This is a genomic window from Nocardia barduliensis (genome assembly GCF_013315795.1).
Taxonomy (GTDB): Bacteria; Actinomycetota; Actinomycetes; order Mycobacteriales; family Mycobacteriaceae; genus Nocardia; species Nocardia barduliensis.
In genome coordinates this window covers 16,489-36,529 of sequence record NZ_JABLTE010000014.1, presented here as the reverse complement: position 1 = coordinate 36,529, position 20,041 = coordinate 16,489, and the positions used below count along the sequence as shown (strand labels likewise).

The following is a 20,041-nucleotide window of genomic DNA, read 5'->3' as shown; positions in this document are numbered from 1 at the left end:
GTTACGGCCATGCTGTAAACGGCCTCGCAGTATGTCCCGTGGTCCGGCACGTCACCTACGACGAGCGGGCCCGCGGCAGACCACGGCGTTCGGCGGACTATTCCTCGAAGTCGGCCGCGATGGTTATGGCGGGGTCCTGATTCTCCTATCCGGGAAATCGGCAGACCGTCGGCATGTATATCGGCAGATCGTCGGCGATAGTATCGGCAAATCATCGGGCAATCGGTCGGCAGATGATCGGAACCTTCGTCGGCAGATCGTCGGGTTGCGATACGATCGCCCCATGCGCCAAGCTGTCGACTACCTGCCCCGACGAGCCGCCGACCTGGTCGAGGAGGCTCTCGCCGATACTCGTGTCGTCATCATCAACGGCGCGCGCCAAACCGGCAAAAGTACACTGGCTGAGCGGTGCTTGGCTGACCGCCCTGCCGTCAAGAGATATCTGGACGATCCCCGGACCCGATCGTCGGCCGCCACCGACCCGGTCGCCTTCCTGGATGAGCCCGGCACGATGCTGATCGATGAAGTTCAGCGTGTCCCCGAACTCTGGCTGGCGATCAAGAATACGGTCGACCGAGACCCCCGTCCCGGCCGGTTCCTGTTGACCGGTTCGGCGAGACTACTCGGTCTGAGTGCACTGCCCGACTCCTTGCCGGGACGCTCCGAAACGATCGAACTCTTTCCGCTGTCCCAGGGCGAGATCGACGGGATGCCGGACGGTTTCATCGATGCGGCGTTCGCCGAAGGCAGCCGCTTGCGGACCGTGCGATCAGAACTGCGACGCAGAGACTACGCAAATCTCGCCGCCCGTGGCGGCTACCCCGAAGCGATCCGTCGAACCGCGCCCCGCCGACGCGGCCAGTTCTTCAAGTCCTATCTCGATGACATCATGAGTCGCGACGTCCACCAAGTCGCCGACATTCAGCGCAGTGCCGACATGCGCCGTCTCATCGCGATTTTGGCCGGGCAAAGCGGCGGGCTACTCAACTACCGACGCGTGTCCGCAGATCTGGGCGTCCCGGTCACTACCATTCGCGAGTACATCAGCCTGCTCGAGGTCATCTACCTGATCCGGCTCATCCCGGCTTGGTCCTCGAACGCCACGGCCCGGGCTATCGCCACACCCAAGCTTGTCTTCAATGACTGCGGACTTGCCGCGCATTTGCTCTCCGGCGTCACGAACGATGCCACGACCGGTGGCCTTCTCGAAACATTCGTTCTCGGCGAACTGACCCGCCAACTCACCTGGAGTCAGACCATGGCCCGGCTTCACCATTACCGCGACCGCGACGGCTACGAGGTCGACGCCATCCTCGAAGACAATGCGGGCCGCATCATCGCGATCGAAGTCAAAGCCTCCGAAACCGTCCGCACCGACGACTTCCGTGCTCTCCGCATCCTGCAGAACCGCCTCGGCGACCGATTCCACGCCGGTTTCGTCCTCTACTGCGGCGATCAGCAACTGCCCTTCGGCGACGGCCTGTGCTCATTGCCGATCAGCACTCTGTGGACGACACCATCGACATAACGGAAGGGTTCGAACTGCGCTCGGACCCGGCGGCGCGCAGACGGGTGCATTGCTCGGCCAGTTCTCTTGCCGGGCAATTGATCTGATGTGTCACGGACCTCGACCGCCCGCTGTCAATTGCTGACCGATCACGAAGAACGGAAACCTCGATCTCGACCCGGGCTCGTCCGGGGCGGCGTTTCAGGTGCGGATGTGTTCCGGCCGGACGCCGAGTCCGATGAATCGGCCCACAGCGTGGCGCAACACGGGCAGCCGCCGGAAAACCCGGAAGATCGGCGGCACGTGGGTGGCTGTGTCGTCGTGCAGATTCTTGGGGTAGAGGTCACGCAGAATGGCCAACTGAAACAGTTGAGTCAGTTTGACGGGCAGTTGGCGGCGGGCCTGCACGCGGGGCGGATCGGCGTCGGTCAGGGTGTGGGCGAGCAGTTTCGGGCCGAGGATGTTCGCTGCCGCGACGGCGTCCTGGATGGCCAGGTTGATGCCGACGCCACCCGCCGGTGACATGGCGTGCGCGGCATCGCCGATGCAGAGCAAGCCTGGGCGATACCACTTGTCGAGCCGATCCACACGGACCGTGAGCTGATGGACGTCGTCCCAATCGGCGAGTTCGTGAACGCGGTCCCGCAATGCGGGGGCGAGCGCGCTGATTCTGTCGCGTAGCTCGCCGATGCCGAGCGCGCGCAATTCGTCGTAGGCGTTCGTCGGAATGGTGTACGCCACCTGCCAGTAGTCCCCGCGGTCGATGGCGACCATCGCCCCTTTACCTCCTTGGAAGAACTCGACCCGGTCCGTCGCTCGCCGCGACAGCCGAAACCACAGGACGTCCATAGGTGGCGAGCTCGCCGCTGCCTGCAAACCGGCCGCTTCTCGCATACACGAGTGGCGGCCGTCAGCGGCCACGACGAGATCGGCGCGGATTTCGAAGCTTCCGGTGTCGGTGCTCGCCCGCACACCGAGGACTCGATCGTTCTCGATGAGCAGATCGGTTGCCTCCGTGCGTTGCAGGAGCCGGAAGCCGGGGAAGGTCGCGGCCTTGGTCGCGAGGAAATTCAGGAATTCCCATTGCGGCATGAACGTGATGTACGGGCTGCGGACCGGCAGCTTCCGGAAATCCGCGAACGTCACGGGCGTGCCGCCCACAGCGACGGTGACCCGATCCATGGTGCTGTGCGGGAGGCGGTGGAATTCGTCCAGCCAGCCGAGTTCGTGGATGAGTTCCTGAGTGGACGGATGGATGGTGTCGCCCCGGAAATCGCGCAGGAAGTCAGCGTGTTTCTCCAGCACGATCACCTCGACACCCTGCCGGGCCAGCAGCGTGCCCAGCATCATTCCGGCGGGGCCGCCGCCTACCACGCAGCATTGCACGTTCATGTCATGCACCGGCGATCTCTCCTTCTTCGGATGGCGCGCTTCGAACAAGTCCGTGGAGCACGAGATCGACCAACTCGGCGACATCGACCGGGATGCCGGTGCTGCGGCCGACGGCGAGAGTCGCGAACAGAGCGGTCGCGGTCGTGTGCGCGTCATGGTCACGCAACTCCCCCGCGGCCACGCGGGAGCGCAGATACTCGGCCATCACGGCCTGTCCTTCCCCGACGAATTCCGCCAGCACCGCCCGCACGTTCTCGTGTGAATGCCCGGCGGCGAAGAACAGCCTGATCAGCTTGGCGTTGGCGGCCAGAACGCCGTCGAACTCGCGCATGACCCGAGGCAAGACGTCGGTAGCCGGCCTGCCCTCCGCTTGCTCGAGCGATTCGCGCAACTGCCGTGAGAACCCGCGCTCCCGCAGCAACGCGGTGACCAGCGCCTCTTTACCGGCGAAATAGTGGTACAGCAGGCCCGGCGCCACCTCGGCGGCAGCCGCGATGTCCTTGACCGAAGCCCCGTCGATCCCCTTGTCGGCGAACACTTCCAACGCCGCGTCCAGCAAGCGCTCGCGCCGCCACTGCGCCTGTTCCCGTCGACTTGCCACGACACTCCATTGATTGAACGATCATTCAACGAAGTGAACGTACCACGCGAGCCACGAGAATCGAAGCTCCCCCGACTCACATGGGCATGGATCAGGTCAGGCATCCCGACGATCACTCACGCGTGGTCCGAGGGGCCATGGGGCGGCGAGGTGCTCCATGCCCTGCGATGGAATGTGCCTCGAATCGAGGGTGATCAGCCCGCACACCGACATGATCGCGTCCGTGCGGTCCTCCAGATGGCCTCGCGACGGGGTGATCACCGCGACCGCGCCGACGCGGCCGATCACGGCAAGCAGGGCCTCGAGTGACGCGGGGGCGGTCGGGCCCGCGACCAGCGTTCGCGCCAGATCGAAACCCGACGCCTTCGCCAGCGCTCGGATTTCCAATTCGTGCCTGCGTGCGCGACGCCCGGAGATATCGCGGCGCAGATACCCGACCACTTTCGGCTTCATGATCACCTCTCGTTCGATGGGTGCGCCCGCCGCCGGGGGCTTTCGCCACCGCTCGCGGCTCACCGCGTCCGGAGTGCCGTGCCGACACGACATCACCCCGGCGGCGCGCGCACCTCGAGCCTCGAGGAACGGGCGGAACATCGCGACGCTGTCAAGCGCGCGACACCGGATGTGCGATATCCGCGGTTGCGCCTCCCCGCCTGCGGTTTTGTGCTTAAAGTTCGCGCATCACAGTGAATTTCGGGACAGGGGGCCGAATGTGATCGACAGCCAGATGGACGGCGTGTGGACGACGCCGCAATTCCGCAAGTTGCTCGCCGAGGGGCGGCCCGGTCAAGCCTTGGCCCTCGTCCGCAGAGAAATGGGCCTGTCCCAAGCCGACTTCGGCGCACTCCTGCACTGGGACCGCACGCATGCGGGCCGGGTGGAACGTGGAGAAGTGGGGACCATCTTCGACATTCGCGAACTGGTCCGAGCCGCCGACGCGCTGGGAGTGCCGCGTACGGCCTTGCTTCCAATCTTGCTGGGACCGGTTGATCCGAGGACCATCGAAGACAGGGGTAAAGGAGCCGACGACATGGACCGCAGACAATTCGGCCTGGCAGCAACAATCACCACGATGGCCGCAAGCGCACCTGCACCGTCTGTGCCGCCCCAGGTCGGGTCCGGCCATGTCGCCTACTTCCAGACGCTGACGCAGCGCATGTGGAATCACGACAATCACTTCGGCGGCGGAGACATCGCCGAATTCGCGCTTCGTCAATACGGTTCGGCTCGCCGCCTGCTCGACCACGGTGGCTACGGCCGAGACACCGGCCTGCGCCTGCTGGCCGAGACGAGCCGTCTTGCTCGCTGCGCCGGTTGGCTCTGCCTGGACGCTGGGCGATCCGCTGTCGCGCGGCGGTGCTACGTCGAAGCGGTGCTGATGGCCGAGCAGGCCGACAACGACGAATTGCTCGCCAATGCGCTCGCCAGCTTGACGTTTTTGACCACCGACAGACCGACCAGCCGCGAACCCGTGCGGCTGGCTCAGCGCGCCAGCCATCTGGCTCGCCGAATCCCGTCGGCCCGGCTGAACGCGGTGCGATCCGCCCGCGAGGCCGTGGCGCACGCGGCGATCGAGGAACGCCAGGACTTCGAGCAGGCGATGACCCGGGCCTGGCGCGAGGTCGAGCGAGGACTCGACGAGGTCGACGAGCCGGTCTGGCTGCACCACGTCACACCATTCGAGATCAGATCGATCGAGGCCCGTGGCCGCGTCTACCTGGGTCAGCACGACCGGGCGGTGGGCATATACCGAGAAACGATCGGCGAACGCGGCACCCAGCGTCCACGCGACGAGACCTCGTACCGCGCCTATTTCGCCGCCGCTCTCGCCGGGCTCGGCGACACCACCGCAGCGATCACCGAAGCGCACACCGCCCTGACTCTCCTGGAAGGCCCCGTCAACTCTCCACGACTTCTGGCCGAACTACGCCCGGTCCGTATAGCCGCCGCCCGGACACGGGGAGACGACGCAGAACACTTCCGCCACCGATTCGACACCCTCGCCCGAACGGCCTGACCCGGAGAACAACAGACGCGATCTGCCTCTGCGGCATACGGTCAGGAGAAGATGGCGTGCACCTGGTCGACTGCTTCAGGCCCGTAGCCGACCGTGCCCACGGGCACCGCACCGTTGATCGCCTCGATGACGCGCGCCCGGCCCACACGGGCCCGAACCCTCCGCACAGCTCGATCAGTTGCGCACCGTCGTCCACCAGGCGGCGCGCGACCTCGATGCCTTCCTCGGGCTTCTCCACCCCCACGAGGACAGTGCGGCATTTGCCGGTGTCCACGACGCTGACATCGCCGCCCGCGGCGCTGCCGGCCGCTGTGTAGATGAATCCCCAGTGCGTGAGCGCCATAGGTGTGTACCTCCCTGAGACCGTCGAAGCCACCAGCCAAACAGATCTCGGGTGAAAACGTCTAGGAGCCCAGGTGAACCTATGTGCTCCGTAGCTTGACCGCCGATGTTCGCTCGGCGGAAGTCAGCCCAAGCGTCCGAGAAGGACGTCGCGCTGATCGGCGACCATGACGCGGATCGCGGTGACGACGGCGGCCACTTCCGGGCGGCGGAGCGTTTCGGTGCGGGCGACCAGCCAGTAGCCGAGGGTGACTGTCACCGAATCGGCCAGCACGCGAACGAGATCCGCGTGGCGATCGGCCATGAAGCAGGGCAGCAGGCCGAGGCCCGCTGCCGCGCGTGTGGCTTCCACATGCACGAAAACATTGGTGGACGTGACGGATTCGCGCATCGCGGGCGCGAAGCTGGAGGCCAGGTCGAGGTCGTCGACTTGGAGCATGGAATCGATGAAGTACACCAGCGGGTGCTCGGCCAGGTCGTCGATCGTCGCGGGCGTGCCGTGGTCGCGCAGGTAATCGCGCGAGCCGTAGAGGCCGAGGCAATAGTCGGCCAGGTGGGTGGCGGTGGCGCGGTGCACCTGGGGCTCGCCGACGACGATCTCGAGGTCGAGTCCCGAACGCTGTTGTGAGGCACGCCGCGTCGTCGCCACGATCTCTACGGCGATCTTCGGATGCCGCCGCTGCACGTTCGCGGCGGCGGGTGCGGCGATGTAGGCGCTGAAGCCGTCCGTCGCCGAGATCCGGACCACCCCTTCCAGCGATCGGTTCCCGCTCCCGTCGGCGGCCAGCGACTTCACGGCCGACTCCACCGTCTCGGCCGCGGCGAGCGCCTCCCTGCCGAGATCGGTCAGCTCCCAGCCACCGGCCACCCGGGTGAGCACCCGGCCGCCGAGGGTCTGTTCCAGCGCGGCGATGCGGCGGGAGATCGTGGTGTGGTTGATGCCGAGTTCCTCGGCCGCGGTGACGAAGCGGCCGGACCGTCCGACCGCGAGCAGAACGAGGAGGTCATCGGCGCTGGGACGGCGAGCAGACCCTGCGGAAGCCGGGCTCATATCTGCATCTTGGCAGAACGCTCGCCGCGCGCAGATCGTCGGCACCACCAGATTCGTGCATCACTGGCACATAAGCCATCGGACAACGGATCGCTATCTAGTGTCGAATTGACTGCATGCGTCGCACCGAGCGCGAATCAGCGGCACCCTTTGCGCTCGATCCGCGCCCAGCTTCGGGCGTTGACGTGCATCGGCCCTAGTGAACACGAAATCTGTTGCGCCTCAATAGTTGCACCGTCAACTATGGTTCCGCTTGACACTCCGCCGTCATACAATGAGCCATCATCTAACGGCACGATATATAAGTAGATGGAATGGTCAGGGCCCGGTGCCCGTAGCCGGTCGCGGCCCTCGGCGGATGGATCTGGGCATGGCAATGGCTTCAGCGAAACTTTCCAAGTGGTCCTTCGAGCGAAAAGGCGCCGAATGGGTCGCCGACGAGGAGCGTCGAGGTAGTCCACGCGCGCAGTTTTGGCCGTGGGCGGGCACCAGCTGCAATGTGCTCCTGGTGTCGTTCGGTCCGTATGTCATGGCGCTCGGCCTCGACTGGCACCTGGCAGCGCTGGCGGCGGCGGCCGGCGCCGTTCTGTCCTTCCTGCTGCTCGGCCTGGTGTCACTGGCCGGGCAGCGGGGCGGGGCGGCCACCATGGCGGCCGGCCGCGCGGCGTTCGGATTCCACGGCAACAAGATCCCGACCTTGATCAGCTATCTGGCGTTGGTCGGATGGGAGACCTTCTCGGCGGTCCTGGCGACCCTCGCGGCCCGCACCGTGGCCCACCGGCTCGACCCGGACATGGATACCAGGCCTTTCATGATCGTCACCCTCTGCATCGTCGTCCTGGCCAGTACGGTGGCCGGAATCTACGGCTGCCACGTGATCCTGCGGATTCAGAAGTGGTTCGCCCTGGTATTCACCGCACTGTCGGTGGTCTATGTCGTGCTGACGCTGCCCGAGATTTCGTTCGCGACGCACGGCCAGGCCAGTCCGGGCGCGTTCCTGGGCGGGATCATGTTGGCCGCCAGTTTGCTCGGCCTGAGCTGGGTCAACTGTGCGGCCGACTACACCCGTTATCTGCCACGCGAGACCGGCAAACGCGCACTGGTGGGATGGATCACCTTCGGCGGCACCGCGCCCGCCATCGTGTTGATGGGCTTCGGGACATTGCTGGCCTCCGGCAACCCCGAGGTCGCCACGATGGCCGCGACCGACCCGATCAGCGCCCTGTCGGCCCATCTGCCCACCTGGTTCCTGGTGCCGTATCTGATCCTGGCGCTGGTGGGTTTCGTGTCCGGGTCCATCATCGGCCTGTACTCCTCGGGCCTCGCGCTTCAGACCTTGGGCGTGCGGATGCCCCGGCACTACACCGTCCTGATCGACGCGGTCCTGATCGCGATGGCGGGCGGCTATGTCGTCTTCGCCGCGCCGGGCTTCTTCGCCCCGTTCCAGGCATTCCTGACCACCACCGCGGTGGTGATGGCCGCGTGGTCCGGGATCTTCGTGGTCGACCTGTGGCAGCGCCGCCATATCGGCTACGACCGGACAGCCCTGTTCAGCCCGGTCGGCGGCTACGGCAGGGTGAACCGCGCCGGGATCGGCTGCCTGACCGTCGCGACCATCGTGGGGTTCGGACTGATCACCTCCCCCGATCCGCATGTCGGCCCACTGCTCGGATATCTGTTCACTCCAGCCGCCCGCACCGGCAGCCTGGGCAGCAGCAACCTCGGCATATTCGCCGCGCTGATCCTCGCGACCGCGGGCTACGCGGCCCTGCACCGAGTACGTCCGCCCGCCCAGCCGAAGACCACCGAACAGATCGAGAACCGTGATACGGACCTGATCCGAGCCACAGCGTGAAGTTGTTCGCCGCCGAACCGGTCGCGGTCGTCGCGGAGTAGACGTGCGCCGGGCGAAGTCCGGATCCGCGCCGTCCTGGGCCCTGTGAACGAATGCCGCCTTCAGCCTGAATGCTGGTGCAGCGCAGCGCTTATCTGCATCTTTGCAGACCCGAACTGCACTAATGGTCATTGCGACGCCAATCGTCTGCACTAATACTCGGTGCAGCCAAGCATGTGTGGGCCGTCACATCGAGTCCGAAGTGTGGCCCGGGCACGAAGGAGTAGCGCGATGAGGGAACACAGCGCCGGAGCGACACCGGCGGAGGATCGGGGCGGCACGACCAGCGGTTTGCGCCGTGTGGTGGCCGCGTCGATGGCGGGCACGGTCGTGGAGTGGTACGAGTTCTTCCTCTACGGCACCGCCGCCACGCTGGTGTTCAGCAAGGTGTTCTTCGCCAAGGGCACCAGCGATCTGGACGCCATCCTCGCCGCGTTTGTCACCTACGCGGTCGGTTTCGCGGCGCGCCCGCTCGGCGGCGTGGTGTTCGGGCATTTCGGCGACAAGTACGGCCGTAAGAAGCTCCTGCAATTCAGCCTGGTGCTGGTGGGCAGCGCGACGTTCCTGATGGGCTGCCTGCCGACCTTCGGGCAGATCGGCTACTGGGCGCCCGCGCTGCTGGTGACGCTGCGCTTCATCCAGGGTTTCGCGGTCGGCGGGGAATGGGGCGGCGCGGTGCTGCTGGTCGCCGAGCACAGCCCGAGCCGCAGCCGCGGTTTCTGGGCGAGCTGGCCGCAGGCGGGCGTGCCGGCGGGCAACCTGCTGGCGACGGTGGTGCTGCTGGTGCTCACCTCCACGCTGTCGGACGAGGCGTTCCTCGGCTGGGGCTGGCGCGTGGCGTTCTGGCTGTCCGCGGTGGTGGTGCTGGTCGGTTACTACATCCGCACCAAGATCACCGACGCGCCCATCTTCGTGGCGGCGCAGCAGGAAGCCGAGCAGATCAAGGCCACCTCGCTGAGCGTGGTCGAGGTGCTGCGCCACTACCCGCGCGGCGTGCTCACCGCGATGGGCCTGCGCTTCGGCGAGAACGTCATGTACTACCTGGTGGTCACGTTCACGATCACGTATCTGAAGGTGGAGGTGCACGCCGACACCGAAGTGATCCTGTGGTGGCTGCTCGCCGCGCACGCTGTGCACTTCGCGACGATCCCGCTGGTGGGCAACCTGTCCGACCGGTTCGGCAGGCGACCGGTCTATCTGGTCGGCGCGCTGACCGCGGGCACCTGGGGCTTCTTCGCCTTCCCGATGATGGACAGCGGCCACAACGTGGTCATCATGTCCGCCATCATCATCGGCCTGATCTTCCACGCCTTCATGTACGCCGGGCAGCCCGCGATCATGGCCGAGATGTTCCCCACCCGGATGCGCTATTCCGGGGTGTCCCTCGGCTATCAGGTGACTTCGATCGTGGCCGGTTCGCTGGCTCCGATCATCGCGGTCCGGCTGCTGAACACCTATCACTCCGCGGTGCCGATCGCCTGGTACCTGGCGGGCGCGGCGGCGGTGAGCGCGATCGCGGTGTTCTTCGCCCGAGAGACGAAGGGGCTGAGCTTGGAGAGCATCGATCACGCCGACGCCGAGCGCTTGGGCGCGCGGACCGAAGTGGCTGTGCGATGAACGATCTGGCGGGGCGCAGCGCCCTGGTCACCGGCGGCGCGAGCGGCATCGGCGCGGCGTGTGCCCGTGCGCTCGCGGCGCGCGGCGCCACGGTCACGGTGGCCGACGTGGACAACGTGGGCGCGAAGGCCGTGGCCCGCGAGTTCGGCGGCAAGTCGTGGGCGGTGGATCTGCTCGACGTCGCGGCGCTGGAGGAGCTGGAACTCGACATCGACATCCTGGTGAACAACGCCGGAGTGCAGCATGTCAGCCCGATCGAGGACTTCCCGCCGCAGCGGTTCCGCGATCTGCTCACACTGATGGTCGAGGCGCCGTTCCTGCTGGTGCGCGCGGTTCTGCCGCACATGTACCGGCAGGGCTGGGGACGCATCGTCAACATTTCCTCGGTGCACGGGCTGCGCGCCTCCGAATACAAGGTCGCCTACGTGACGGCCAAGCACGGCCTGGAGGGACTGTCGAAGGTCACCGCCCTGGAGGGCGGCCCGCACGGCGTGACGAGCAACTGCGTCAACCCGGGCTACGTGCGTACGCCACTGGTGGACAAGCAGATCGCCGACCAGGCCAAGGCGCACGGCGTGCCCGAGCGGGAAGTGGTGGAGAAGATCCTGCTCACCGAGAGCGCGATCAAGCGCCTGGTGGAGCCGGAGGAGGTCGCGGCGCTGGTGAGCTGGCTCGCGTCGCCGGAGGCGGGCATGGTCACCGGCGCGGCCTACACGATGGACGGGGGGTGGAGCGCGCGATGAGGGCGCGCTCACCCGAGGGCGGTCAGCGCCATCTTGCGCAGCACCGGGCGGGCGCGGGCCGCGGTCGCGTTGCCCGCGCTGTGCGGGGTGGAGTTGATCAGGCCGAAGGCGGCGTGGGCCTGTACCCGCGCCGTCTCCTCGGGTAGTTCCGGATGCAGCTCGCGCAGCACACCCACCCAGATCTCGACGTACTGGCGCTGGGTGCGGCGGATCTCGCGGCGGGCGGCGGCGGGCACGTTGTCCAGGTCGCGGTCCTGGATGCGGATCAGTTCCGGTTCACCCAGCGCGAAGTCGAGGTGATGGTCGACCAGACCGGCGAGCGCCCGCTCGGCGGAGTTCGTGCCCGCCACCACCGCCTTGCCGCCGTCGAGCAGGCGCTGACTCACCCCGACCAGCAGCTCCACCAGCAGCGCCTCTTTGTTCGGGAAGTGCCGGTAGACCGCGGGACCGCTGATGCCGACGGCGGCGCCCAAGTCGTCCAGGCGCATACCGAGGAAGCCGCGATCGGCGATCAACCGCGCCCCCGCTTCCAGCAGTTGCGCCCTGCGTTGCGCCTTCAATTGCTCACGACGCGTGGGCGCGACGGGTTCGGCACTGGTCACACGCGTTCCTTTCCGCCGACCTGGACATCTCGGTTAATCAACATTAACCTGAATTCCAGTTATCGTCGACTAACTGGACGACAGGATGGCGTGATGACCGTTACCGAAGAGGCCGTCGGCAACCGCGCCGCGCACGCGGCGTTGGTCGACGACCTGCGCGCCCGGCTGGCCGCCGCCGCGCTCGGCGGGCCCGCGAAGGCGCGCGATCGCCACGTCGCGCGCGGCAAACTGCTGCCGAGGCAGCGGGTGGACCAGCTGCTGGACCCGGGAAGCCCGTTTCTCGAGCTCTCCCCCTTGGCAGCGACCGGAATGTACGGGGACGAATCCCCCGGCGCCGGGATCATCACCGGGATCGGGCGGGTGTCCGGGCGCGAATGCGTGATCGTGGCCAACGACGCGACGGTCAAGGGCGGCACCTACTACCCCATGACGGTGAAGAAGCATCTGCGCGCGCAGGAGATCGCCTCGCAGAACCGATTGCCGTGCGTGTACCTGGTCGACTCCGGCGGCGCCTACCTGCCGCGTCAGGACGAGGTCTTCCCCGACCGGGAGCACTTCGGGCGCATCTTCTACAACCAGGCGACCATGAGCGCCAAGGGAATCCCGCAGATCGCCGCGGTACTCGGCTCGTGCACAGCCGGTGGCGCGTACGTGCCCGCGATGAGCGACGAGGCCGTGATCGTGCGCGACCAGGGCACCATCTTCCTCGGCGGCCCGCCCCTGGTGAAGGCCGCCACCGGCGAGGTGGTCACGGCCGAGGAACTCGGCGGCGGCGCACTGCACTCGCGCACCTCGGGCGTCACCGACCACCTGGCCGAGGACGACCAGGACGCGCTGCGCATCGTGCGGCGGATCGTGTCCACCCTCGGCCCGCGCACGCCCGCGCCGTGGGACCTCCGGCCCGTCATCGCGCCCGCCGCGCCGGAATCCGAGCTCTACGACGTGGTGCCGGTGGATCTGCGCACCCCCTACGACGTGCGCGAAGTGATCCATCGCCTGGTCGACGGCACGCCGGAGGGCGAGAGCGGCTTCCACGAGTTCAAGGCCGAATACGGCAAGACCCTGGTCACCGGGTTCGCGCACATCCACGGGCATCCGGTGGGTATCGTCGCCAACAACGGCGTGCTGTTCAGCGAATCCGCCATGAAGGGCGCGCATTTCATCGAGCTGTGCGACAAACGCAGCATTCCGCTGCTGTTCCTGCAGAACATCACCGGCTTCATGGTCGGCCGCGACTACGAGGCGGGCGGCATCGCCAAACACGGGGCGAAGATGGTCACCGCGGTGGCCTGCGCGCGGGTGCCGAAGCTCACCGTCGTGATCGGCGGTTCCTACGGCGCGGGCAACTACTCGATGTGCGGGCGGGCGTATTCGCCGCGGTTCCTGTGGATGTGGCCGAACGCGCGCATCTCGGTGATGGGCGGCGAGCAGGCCGCGTCGGTGCTGTCGACGGTGCGCGGCGACCAGCTCGACAGCAGCGGACAGCCCTGGTCGCCCGAGGACGAGGAAGCGTTCAAGGCCCCGATCCGGGAGCAGTACGAAAGTCAGGGCAACCCCTACTACGCGACCGCCCGGTTGTGGGACGACGGCGTCATCGACCCCGCCGACACCAGAACCGTGCTCGGACTGGCTCTCTCGGTGTGCGCGCAAGCCCCGCTCGAACCCGTTTCCTACGGCGTTTTCCGGATGTGATGACGATGCTGAACAGATCCGTTCCGGTCGGATTCGACACCGTGCTGGTCGCCAATCGCGGCGAGATCGCGGTGCGGGTGATCCGCACCCTGCGCACCTTGGGCATTCGCTCGGTGGCCGTCTACAGCGACGCCGACGCCGACGCCCGCCACGTCCACGAGGCCGACACGGCGGTGCGCCTCGGCCCGGCCCCCGCCAGGGAGAGCTACCTCGCGATCGACCGGGTGGTGGCCGCCGCCGTGCGCACCGGCGCGCAGGCGGTCCACCCCGGCTACGGATTCCTGTCGGAGAACGCCGCTTTCGCCGCCGCGCTGGCCGAGGCGGGCATCGTCTTCCTCGGCCCGCCCGCGCGCGCCATCGAGGTGATGGGCGACAAGATCACCGCGAAGAACACCGTGGCCGCGTTCGGCGTCCCGGTGGTGCCCGGCATCGCCACGCCCGGCCTGACCGACGACGAGCTGATCGCCGCGGCCGCCGAAGTCGGCTATCCGGTCCTGGTCAAGCCGTCCGCGGGCGGTGGAGGCAAGGGCATGCGCCGGGTGGACGATCCGGCGCGGCTGCCGGAGGCGCTGCGCAGCGCCCGGCGCGAAGCCGCCGCGGCGTTCGGTGACGACACGCTGTTCCTGGAACGGTTCGTCACCCGGCCGCGGCACATCGAGGTGCAGGTCCTGGCCGACCAGTTCGGCAACGTGCTGCACCTGGGCGAGCGCGAATGCAGCTTGCAGCGCCGCCATCAGAAGGTGATCGAGGAAGCGCCCTCGCCGCTGCTCGACGCGGCCACCAGGGCCAGGATCGGCGCCGCCGCCTGCAACACCGCGCGCAGCGTGGACTACGTCGGCGCGGGCACGGTGGAGTTCATCGTCTCCGCCGACCGGCCCGACGAGTTCTTCTTCATGGAGATGAACACCCGCCTGCAGGTGGAGCATCCGGTGACCGAGCTGGTCACCGGCGTGGACCTGGTGGAATGCCAGGTCCGGGTGGCGGCCGGGCAGAAGCTGGCGGTGGCCCAGGACGACATCCGCATGGTGGGGCACGCGATCGAGGCCAGGGTGTACGCCGAGGACCCCGGGCGCGGGTTCCTGCCCACCGGTGGCACGGTGCTCGACCTCGACGAGCCCGAGGGCCTCGGCGTGCGGGTCGATTCGGGCCTGCGGATCGGCACGCGCGTCGGCAGTGACTACGACCCGATGCTGTCGAAGGTCATCGCGCACGCCGGTGACCGTGCCGCCGCGCTCGCGAGATTGGATCGGGCGCTTGCCGATACCGTTCTGCTCGGCGTGACCAGCAATATCGAGTTCCTGCGCTTCCTGCTGGCCGACCCGGACGTGGCCGAGGGACGACTGGACACCGACCTGCTGGACCGGCGGGTGGTCGACTTCCGTCCCGCCGCCGTCGGCGACGACGAGTTCGTCGCCGCGGCGGCCTGGCATTGGCTGCGCCGCTGGCCGGACGCGCCACGCGATCCCTGGGAGATCCCGTCCGGCTGGCGGATCGGGGCCGACGCGCCCACACCGATCCGGCTCGCGGGCGGCGAGCGGGTCGAGCACGTCTATCTCTCGGGCACGCCCGACGACGGCGCGGTACGGATCGGCGATAGCGAAAGCCGTTCGCTGACAGCGGCATTCAGCGCGTCCGAGCGGTTCTCGGGCGTGCTCGCCCTCACTCTGGACGGCTTGCGCCGCACCTACCGGGTCGCCGAGCAGGACGGCCTGCTGTGGGTGGCCGGGCCGTCCGGCAGCGCGGCGCTGCGCGAAGTCGCGGAGGTCAACGTGCGCGGCGGTGACGAGCACGAGGGTGACGCCGAGATCCGCTCCCCCATGCCGGGTTCGGTGATCGCGGTACCGGCCGCTTCGGGCGCCACCGTCGCCGCGGGCGATCCGGTGGTCATCGTGGAGGCGATGAAGATGGAGCACTCGCTCACCGCGCCGGTCGCCGGAACCGTAGAACAATTGGTCGAGCCGGGCGCGCAGGTGCGCCTCGATCAAGTGCTGGCGCGGGTCGTCGCGCGGGCCGAAACGAACCACGCCGAACGAGAAGGAATCCCCACATGACCGACTTCCTGTCCACCGGCACGCTGCCGGAGGAGTACCGGGATCTCGCGCTGACCGTGCGCGACTTCGCACGGTCGGTGGTCGCGCCGGTGGCGGCCGAGCACGACGCGAACCACACCTTCCCGTACGAGGTGGTCGCGGGGATGGCCGAGATGGGCCTGTTCGGCCTGCCGTTCCCCGAGGAGTACGGCGGCATGGGCGGCGACTACTTCGCGCTGTGCCTGGCGCTCGAGGAACTGGGCAAGGTCGACCAGAGCGTGGCGATCACGCTGGAGGCGGGTGTCTCGCTCGGCGCGATGCCGATCTACCGCTTCGGCGACGACAAGCAGAAGCAGGAATGGCTGCCGCAGCTGACCAGCGGCCGCAACCTCGCCGCGTTCGGGCTCACCGAACCGGGCGCGGGCAGCGACGCGGGCGGCACCAGGACCACCGCGGTCGCCGACGGCGGCGAATGGATCATCAACGGCAGCAAGCAGTTCATCACCAACTCCGGCACCGACATCACCGTGCTGGTCACGGTGACCGCGGTGACCGGGCACGCCGGTGGCAAGAAGGAGATCTCCACCATCCTGGTGCCCACCGACACTCCCGGTTTCGTCGCCGAGCCCGCGTACAACAAGGTGGGCTGGAACGCCTCCGACACCCATCCGCTCAGCTTCACCGACGTGCGCGTGCCGGAGGAGAACCTGCTCGGCGAGCGCGGGCGCGGCTACGCGAACTTCCTGCGCATCCTCGACGAGGGGCGCATCGCCATCGCCGCGCTCTCGGTCGGAGCCGCGCAGGGCTGTGTGGACGAGAGCGTGCGCTATGCCAAGGAGCGCGAGGCGTTCGGCCAGGCGATCGGGCGCAACCAGGCCATCGCGTTCAAGATCGCCAGGATGGAAGCGAGGGCGCACGCCGCCCGCACGGCCTACTACGACGCGGCGGCGCTGATGCTGGCGGGCAAGCCGTTCAAGAAGCAGGCCTCCATCGCGAAACTGGTGGCCAGCGAGGCGGCCATGGACAACGCCCGCGACGCGACCCAGATCTTCGGTGGCTACGGCTTCATGAACGAATACGCCGTCGCCCGGCACTATCGCGACAGCAAGATCCTGGAAATCGGCGAGGGGACGACGGAGGTGCAGCTCATGCTGATCGGACGGGAGCTGGGCCTGTGACCCGGCGCGCGGTCGTGCAGCGCGGCCTGTGGTTCGAGGAGTTCGACACCGAGGTGGTCTACGAGCACCGCCCCGGCCGCACCATCACGGAGGCGGACAACGTCCTGTTCACCACGCTCACGATGAACACCCAGGCGCTGCACCTGGACGCGGCGTTCAGCGACCAGCTGCCCCCGTTCAACCAGCGGCTGGTGAACTCGATGTTCACCCTGTCCACGCTGATCGGCCTGTCGGTGGCACAGCTGACCCAGGGCACCATCGTGGCGAACCTCGGCTTCTCCGAGGTGGCGTTTCCCAAGCCGCTGTTCCACGGCGACACCATGTACGCCGAGACCGTCGTCACCGACAAGCGCGAGTCGAAGAGCCGTCCGGGCGAGGGCATCGTGACCTTCGCGCACACGGCGCGCAACCAGCACGGCGACGTGGTCGCCACGGCCGTCCGCAAGACGCTGGTCCGCAAAGCCCCGGAGGCCGGGGCATGAGCAACGCACACAGCAGGAGCGCGCATACCGGAAAGGACTCAGCATGAGTTGGCAGATGGCGGGTCCGGCCTGGTTGTTCTGCCCGGCCGATCGCCCGGAGCGGTTCGCGAAGGCGGCGGCCGCCGCGGATGTGGTGATCCTCGACCTCGAGGACGGCGTGGCCCCGCACGACAAGGCGGCGGCGCGCAAGGCGCTGCTGGATACCCCGCTGGACCCGCGGACCACGGTGGTGCGGGTCAACGCGGCGGGCACCGAGGACCACGCGCTCGATCTGGCGGCGCTCGCCGACACCGCCTACCGGCGGCTCATGTTGTCGAAATGCGAGTCGGCCGAACAGATCACGGCGCTGTCGGACTACGAGGTGATCGCCCTGATCGAATCGCCGCTCGGTGCGCTCGCGGTGAACCAGGCGGTGACGGCGCGCAACGCGATCGGCGTCATGTGGGGCGCGGAGGATCTGGTGGCCGGGCTCGGCGGCGCCGGGAGCAGGCACGCCGACGGCAGCTATCGCGACGTGGCCCGGCACGTGCGGTCCGCCACGCTGCTGGCCGCCAAGGCGTACGGCAAATTCGCGCTGGACTCGGTGTATCTGAACATTCGCGACCTGGACGGCCTACGGGCCGAAGCCGAGGACGCGGTCGCGGTGGGCTTCGACGCCAAGGTCGCGATCCATCCCAGCCAGGTGGCGGTGCTGCGGGCCGCCTACGCGCCGGCGGAGGAAGAACTCGCCTGGGCCAGGCGGGTGCTGGCGGAGGCGCCGAAGCACCGCGGGGTCTTCGCTCTCGAGGGCAGGATGGTCGATGGCCCTGTGTTCCGGCACGCCGAGCAGATCGTGCGGCGCGCCGAGCGCGCCTGATCACCGAGTTCCACAGCCAGGAGGAATGTGATGCAACCACAGTGGGTGCCGACCGAGCAGGATGTCGCCGAGGCCAGGATCACCGACTTCGCGCGCTTCGTCGCCGAGCGCACGGGGGTGCGCGCGGGCGATTATCACGCGCTGTGGCAGTGGTCGGTCGAGGATCTCGCCGGATTCTGGCATGCGCTGTGGGACTACTTCGAGCTCGGCGACATCGCGGGGGAAGTGCTGGCGAGCGCCGAGATGCCGGGGGCGCGCTGGTTCCCCGGCACCCGGCTGAACTATGTGGACCAGGTGATCCGGCAGCTGCGCACCGACCGGCCGGCGATCAAGGCGGTCAGTGAGGACGCTCCGATCCGCGACGTCTCCTGGGCGGAATTGATCGACCACACAGCGGCTTTCGCGCAAACGCTGCGTTCGCTGGGCGTGCGGCCCGGCGACCGGGTGGCGGGGTATCTGCCGAACATCCCGGAGGCGGTGGTCGCGTTCCTGGCCACCGCGAGCATCGGGGCGATCTGGAGCGCCTGCGGGCAGGACTACTCGCCGAAAGCCGCGCTGGACCGGCTCGGGCAGCTGGAACCGACCGTGCTGGTCACCGCCGACGGCTACCGCTTCGGCGGCAAGGCGCACGACAAGCGCGAGGACATCGCCGCGTTGCGAGCGGGCCTGGACTCGCTGAAGGGCACGGTCGCGGTCTCCCGGCTGGGCCTCGCGGTACCGGAGGCGATCACCTGGGACGAGGCGATCACCAGCACCGAGTCGCTGCCCCCGGTGATCACCACGGAATCGGTGGACTTCGACCATCCGCTGTGGATCGTGTTCTCCTCCGGCACCACCGGTCTGCCCAAGGGCATCGTGCACGGCCACGGCGGCGTGCTGCTCGAACACCTCAAAGCCGTCGCACTGCAATCCGATATCGGGCCGGAGGACACCTTCTTCTGGTACACCAGCCCGAGCTGGATGATGTGGAACTTCCAGATCGCGGGCCTCCTGGCCGGGGCCACCATCGTCACCTACGACGGCAGCCCGACCGCGCCGGCTCCCGACGCGCTGTGGCGCATCGCGGCCGAGGTGGGCGCCACCGTGCTGGGCGCGAGCCCCGGCTACGTGCTGGCCTGCATCAAAGCGGGGTCGGTTCCGCGCGCCGAGCACGACCTGTCGGCGCTGCGCACCGTCGGCATCACGGGTTCCGCGCTGCCCACGTCCTCGGCGCTGTGGTTGGGTGAGAACGTCGGCGAGCACGTGCAGGTGTCCTCGATCAGCGGCGGCACCGACGTGGTGTCGGCGTTCATCGGCGGCGTGCGCACCGTGCCGGTGTGGCCTGGCGAGCTGTCGGCGCCCTATCTCGGTGTCGCGCTGGACGCCTACGACCCGGCGGGTCAGCCGGTGCGCGGCGAGGTGGGCGAACTCGTCGTCACCGCGCCGATGCCGTCCATGCCGGTCGCGTTCTGGCGCGACGAGGACGGAAAGCGGTACCGCGACGCGTATTTCGACATGTTCCCCGGCGTGTGGCGGCACGGCGACTGGATCACCATCACCGACCACCACAGCGTGATCGTGCACGGGCGGTCGGACTCCACACTCAACCGGCACGGCATCCGAATGGGCAGCGCCGACATCTACCAGTCCGTCGAACGACTCCCGGAGATCGCCGAGGCGCTGGTGATCGGCGCCGAGCAACCCGACGGCGGATACTGGATGCCGCTGTTCGTGACGCTGGCGCCCGGCGCCCAGCTCACCGACGAACTGAAAGCGCGCATCAACAGCACCATCCGCACCGAAGTGTCCCCCCGCCACGTCCCCGACGAGATCATCCTCGCTCCCGGCATTCCCCACACGCGCACCGGCAAGAAACTGGAAGTGCCGATCAAGAAGTTGTTCCAGGGCGCCGACCCGGACCGAGTCGTCGAACGCAGCGCCGTGGACAACCCGGACCTGCTCGACTGGTACGGCACCGTCCGGCCAGGCGGGCGCGACTGAGTTCGCTTCGGAATGCGGCTGCGCGCGCGGTCACGCACCGTCCTACGCGACCACGGC

General features: G+C 68.0%; 16 protein-coding genes and 1 pseudogene. 11 read left to right on the top strand and 6 right to left on the bottom strand.

The features are described 5' to 3' along the window. Positions 1-283: 283 nt before the first annotated feature. Positions 284-1,528: an ATP-binding protein gene (locus tag HOV91_RS08980; protein ID WP_174184974.1), complete on the top strand. Its 1,245-nt coding sequence runs from the start codon at positions 284-286 to the stop codon at positions 1,526-1,528. Between the two features lie 180 nt (positions 1,529-1,708). Here the strand turns inward: HOV91_RS08980 and HOV91_RS08975 are convergent, their stop codons facing one another. The 3 genes from HOV91_RS08975 to HOV91_RS08965 form a co-directional block, all read right to left on the bottom strand. Continuing rightward, positions 1,709-2,899, bottom strand: a complete 1,191-nt coding sequence (locus HOV91_RS08975) for an FAD-dependent oxidoreductase (RefSeq protein ID WP_174185002.1) — start codon at positions 2,897-2,899, stop codon at positions 1,709-1,711. A 1-nt stretch (position 2,900) separates the two neighbouring features. Beyond that, positions 2,901-3,500, bottom strand: a complete 600-nt coding sequence (locus HOV91_RS08970; RefSeq protein WP_174184973.1) for a TetR/AcrR family transcriptional regulator — start codon at positions 3,498-3,500, stop codon at positions 2,901-2,903. Between the two features lie 96 nt (positions 3,501-3,596). After that, on the bottom strand, positions 3,597-3,953 hold the full coding sequence (locus tag HOV91_RS08965) for a hypothetical protein (protein ID WP_174184972.1): 357 nt from the start codon (positions 3,951-3,953) through the stop codon (positions 3,597-3,599). Here HOV91_RS08965 and HOV91_RS08960 point away from each other — a divergent pair. Further along, a complete protein-coding gene (locus HOV91_RS08960; protein ID WP_174184971.1) occupies positions 3,952-5,517 on the top strand; it encodes a helix-turn-helix domain-containing protein in 1,566 nt (521 codons plus the stop codon). The genes HOV91_RS08965 and HOV91_RS08960 overlap by 2 nt on opposite strands. A 190-nt stretch (positions 5,518-5,707) precedes the next feature. Here HOV91_RS08960 and HOV91_RS41035 read toward each other — a convergent pair. Beyond that, positions 5,708-5,860 (bottom strand): annotated as a pseudogene (locus tag HOV91_RS41035) (DUF6506 family protein); the annotation flags it as partial. Positions 5,861-5,983: 123 nt separating this feature from the next. Next, a complete protein-coding gene (locus HOV91_RS08950) occupies positions 5,984-6,910 on the bottom strand; it encodes a LysR family transcriptional regulator (RefSeq protein ID WP_174184970.1) in 927 nt (308 codons plus the stop codon). A gap of 274 nt (positions 6,911-7,184) precedes the next feature. Here HOV91_RS08950 and HOV91_RS08945 point away from each other — a divergent pair, with 274 nt between their 5' ends. From HOV91_RS08945 to HOV91_RS08935, 3 genes are all read left to right on the top strand, one after another. After that, positions 7,185-8,765 carry a purine-cytosine permease family protein gene (locus HOV91_RS08945; RefSeq protein ID WP_174184969.1) on the top strand — a complete coding sequence of 527 codons (1,581 nt, stop codon included), beginning with the start codon at positions 7,185-7,187 and terminating at the stop codon, positions 8,763-8,765. 213 nt (positions 8,766-8,978) lie between these two features. Beyond that, positions 8,979-10,421 carry an MFS transporter gene (locus tag HOV91_RS08940; protein ID WP_438822645.1) on the top strand — a complete coding sequence of 481 codons (1,443 nt, stop codon included), beginning with the start codon at positions 8,979-8,981 and terminating at the stop codon, positions 10,419-10,421. Then, positions 10,418-11,164: a 3-hydroxybutyrate dehydrogenase gene (locus HOV91_RS08935; protein ID WP_174184967.1), complete on the top strand. Its 747-nt coding sequence runs from the start codon at positions 10,418-10,420 to the stop codon at positions 11,162-11,164. Before HOV91_RS08940 ends, HOV91_RS08935 begins: the two co-directional genes overlap by 4 nt. Before the next feature lie 8 nt (positions 11,165-11,172). Here the strand turns inward: HOV91_RS08935 and HOV91_RS08930 are convergent, their stop codons facing one another. Next, positions 11,173-11,766 carry an SACE_7040 family transcriptional regulator gene (locus HOV91_RS08930; RefSeq protein ID WP_174184966.1) on the bottom strand — a complete coding sequence of 198 codons (594 nt, stop codon included), beginning with the start codon at positions 11,764-11,766 and terminating at the stop codon, positions 11,173-11,175. Positions 11,767-11,859: 93 nt separating this feature from the next. Between HOV91_RS08930 and HOV91_RS08925 the strand changes: the two genes are divergently transcribed. Genes HOV91_RS08925 through HOV91_RS08900 form a run of 6 tightly spaced genes read left to right on the top strand, consistent with a single transcriptional unit; the run spans position 11,860 to position 19,984 of the window. After that, positions 11,860-13,458, top strand: coding sequence for a carboxyl transferase domain-containing protein (locus tag HOV91_RS08925; RefSeq protein ID WP_174184965.1), 1,599 nt, complete (start codon positions 11,860-11,862; stop codon positions 13,456-13,458). Between the two features lie 5 nt (positions 13,459-13,463). Beyond that, a complete protein-coding gene (locus tag HOV91_RS08920) occupies positions 13,464-15,509 on the top strand; it encodes an acetyl/propionyl/methylcrotonyl-CoA carboxylase subunit alpha (protein WP_174184964.1) in 2,046 nt (681 codons plus the stop codon). After that, the gene (locus tag HOV91_RS08915) at positions 15,506-16,666 is read left to right on the top strand and encodes an acyl-CoA dehydrogenase family protein (protein WP_174184963.1); all 1,161 of its coding nucleotides are present in this window, start codon (positions 15,506-15,508) and stop codon (positions 16,664-16,666) included. Before HOV91_RS08920 ends, HOV91_RS08915 begins: the two co-directional genes overlap by 4 nt. Beyond that, complete coding sequence (locus HOV91_RS08910; RefSeq protein WP_174184962.1) at positions 16,663-17,148, top strand: MaoC family dehydratase; 486 nt, start codon at positions 16,663-16,665, stop codon at positions 17,146-17,148. The genes HOV91_RS08915 and HOV91_RS08910 overlap by 4 nt, the downstream gene beginning before the upstream one ends. Before the next feature lie 43 nt (positions 17,149-17,191). Continuing rightward, positions 17,192-18,004: an HpcH/HpaI aldolase/citrate lyase family protein gene (locus HOV91_RS08905; protein ID WP_174184961.1), complete on the top strand. Its 813-nt coding sequence runs from the start codon at positions 17,192-17,194 to the stop codon at positions 18,002-18,004. A gap of 30 nt (positions 18,005-18,034) precedes the next feature. Beyond that, positions 18,035-19,984 (top strand): acetoacetate--CoA ligase, encoded by a 1,950-nt coding sequence (locus tag HOV91_RS08900; protein ID WP_174184960.1) that lies wholly within the window; start codon positions 18,035-18,037, stop codon positions 19,982-19,984. Positions 19,985-20,041 lie beyond the last annotated feature (57 nt).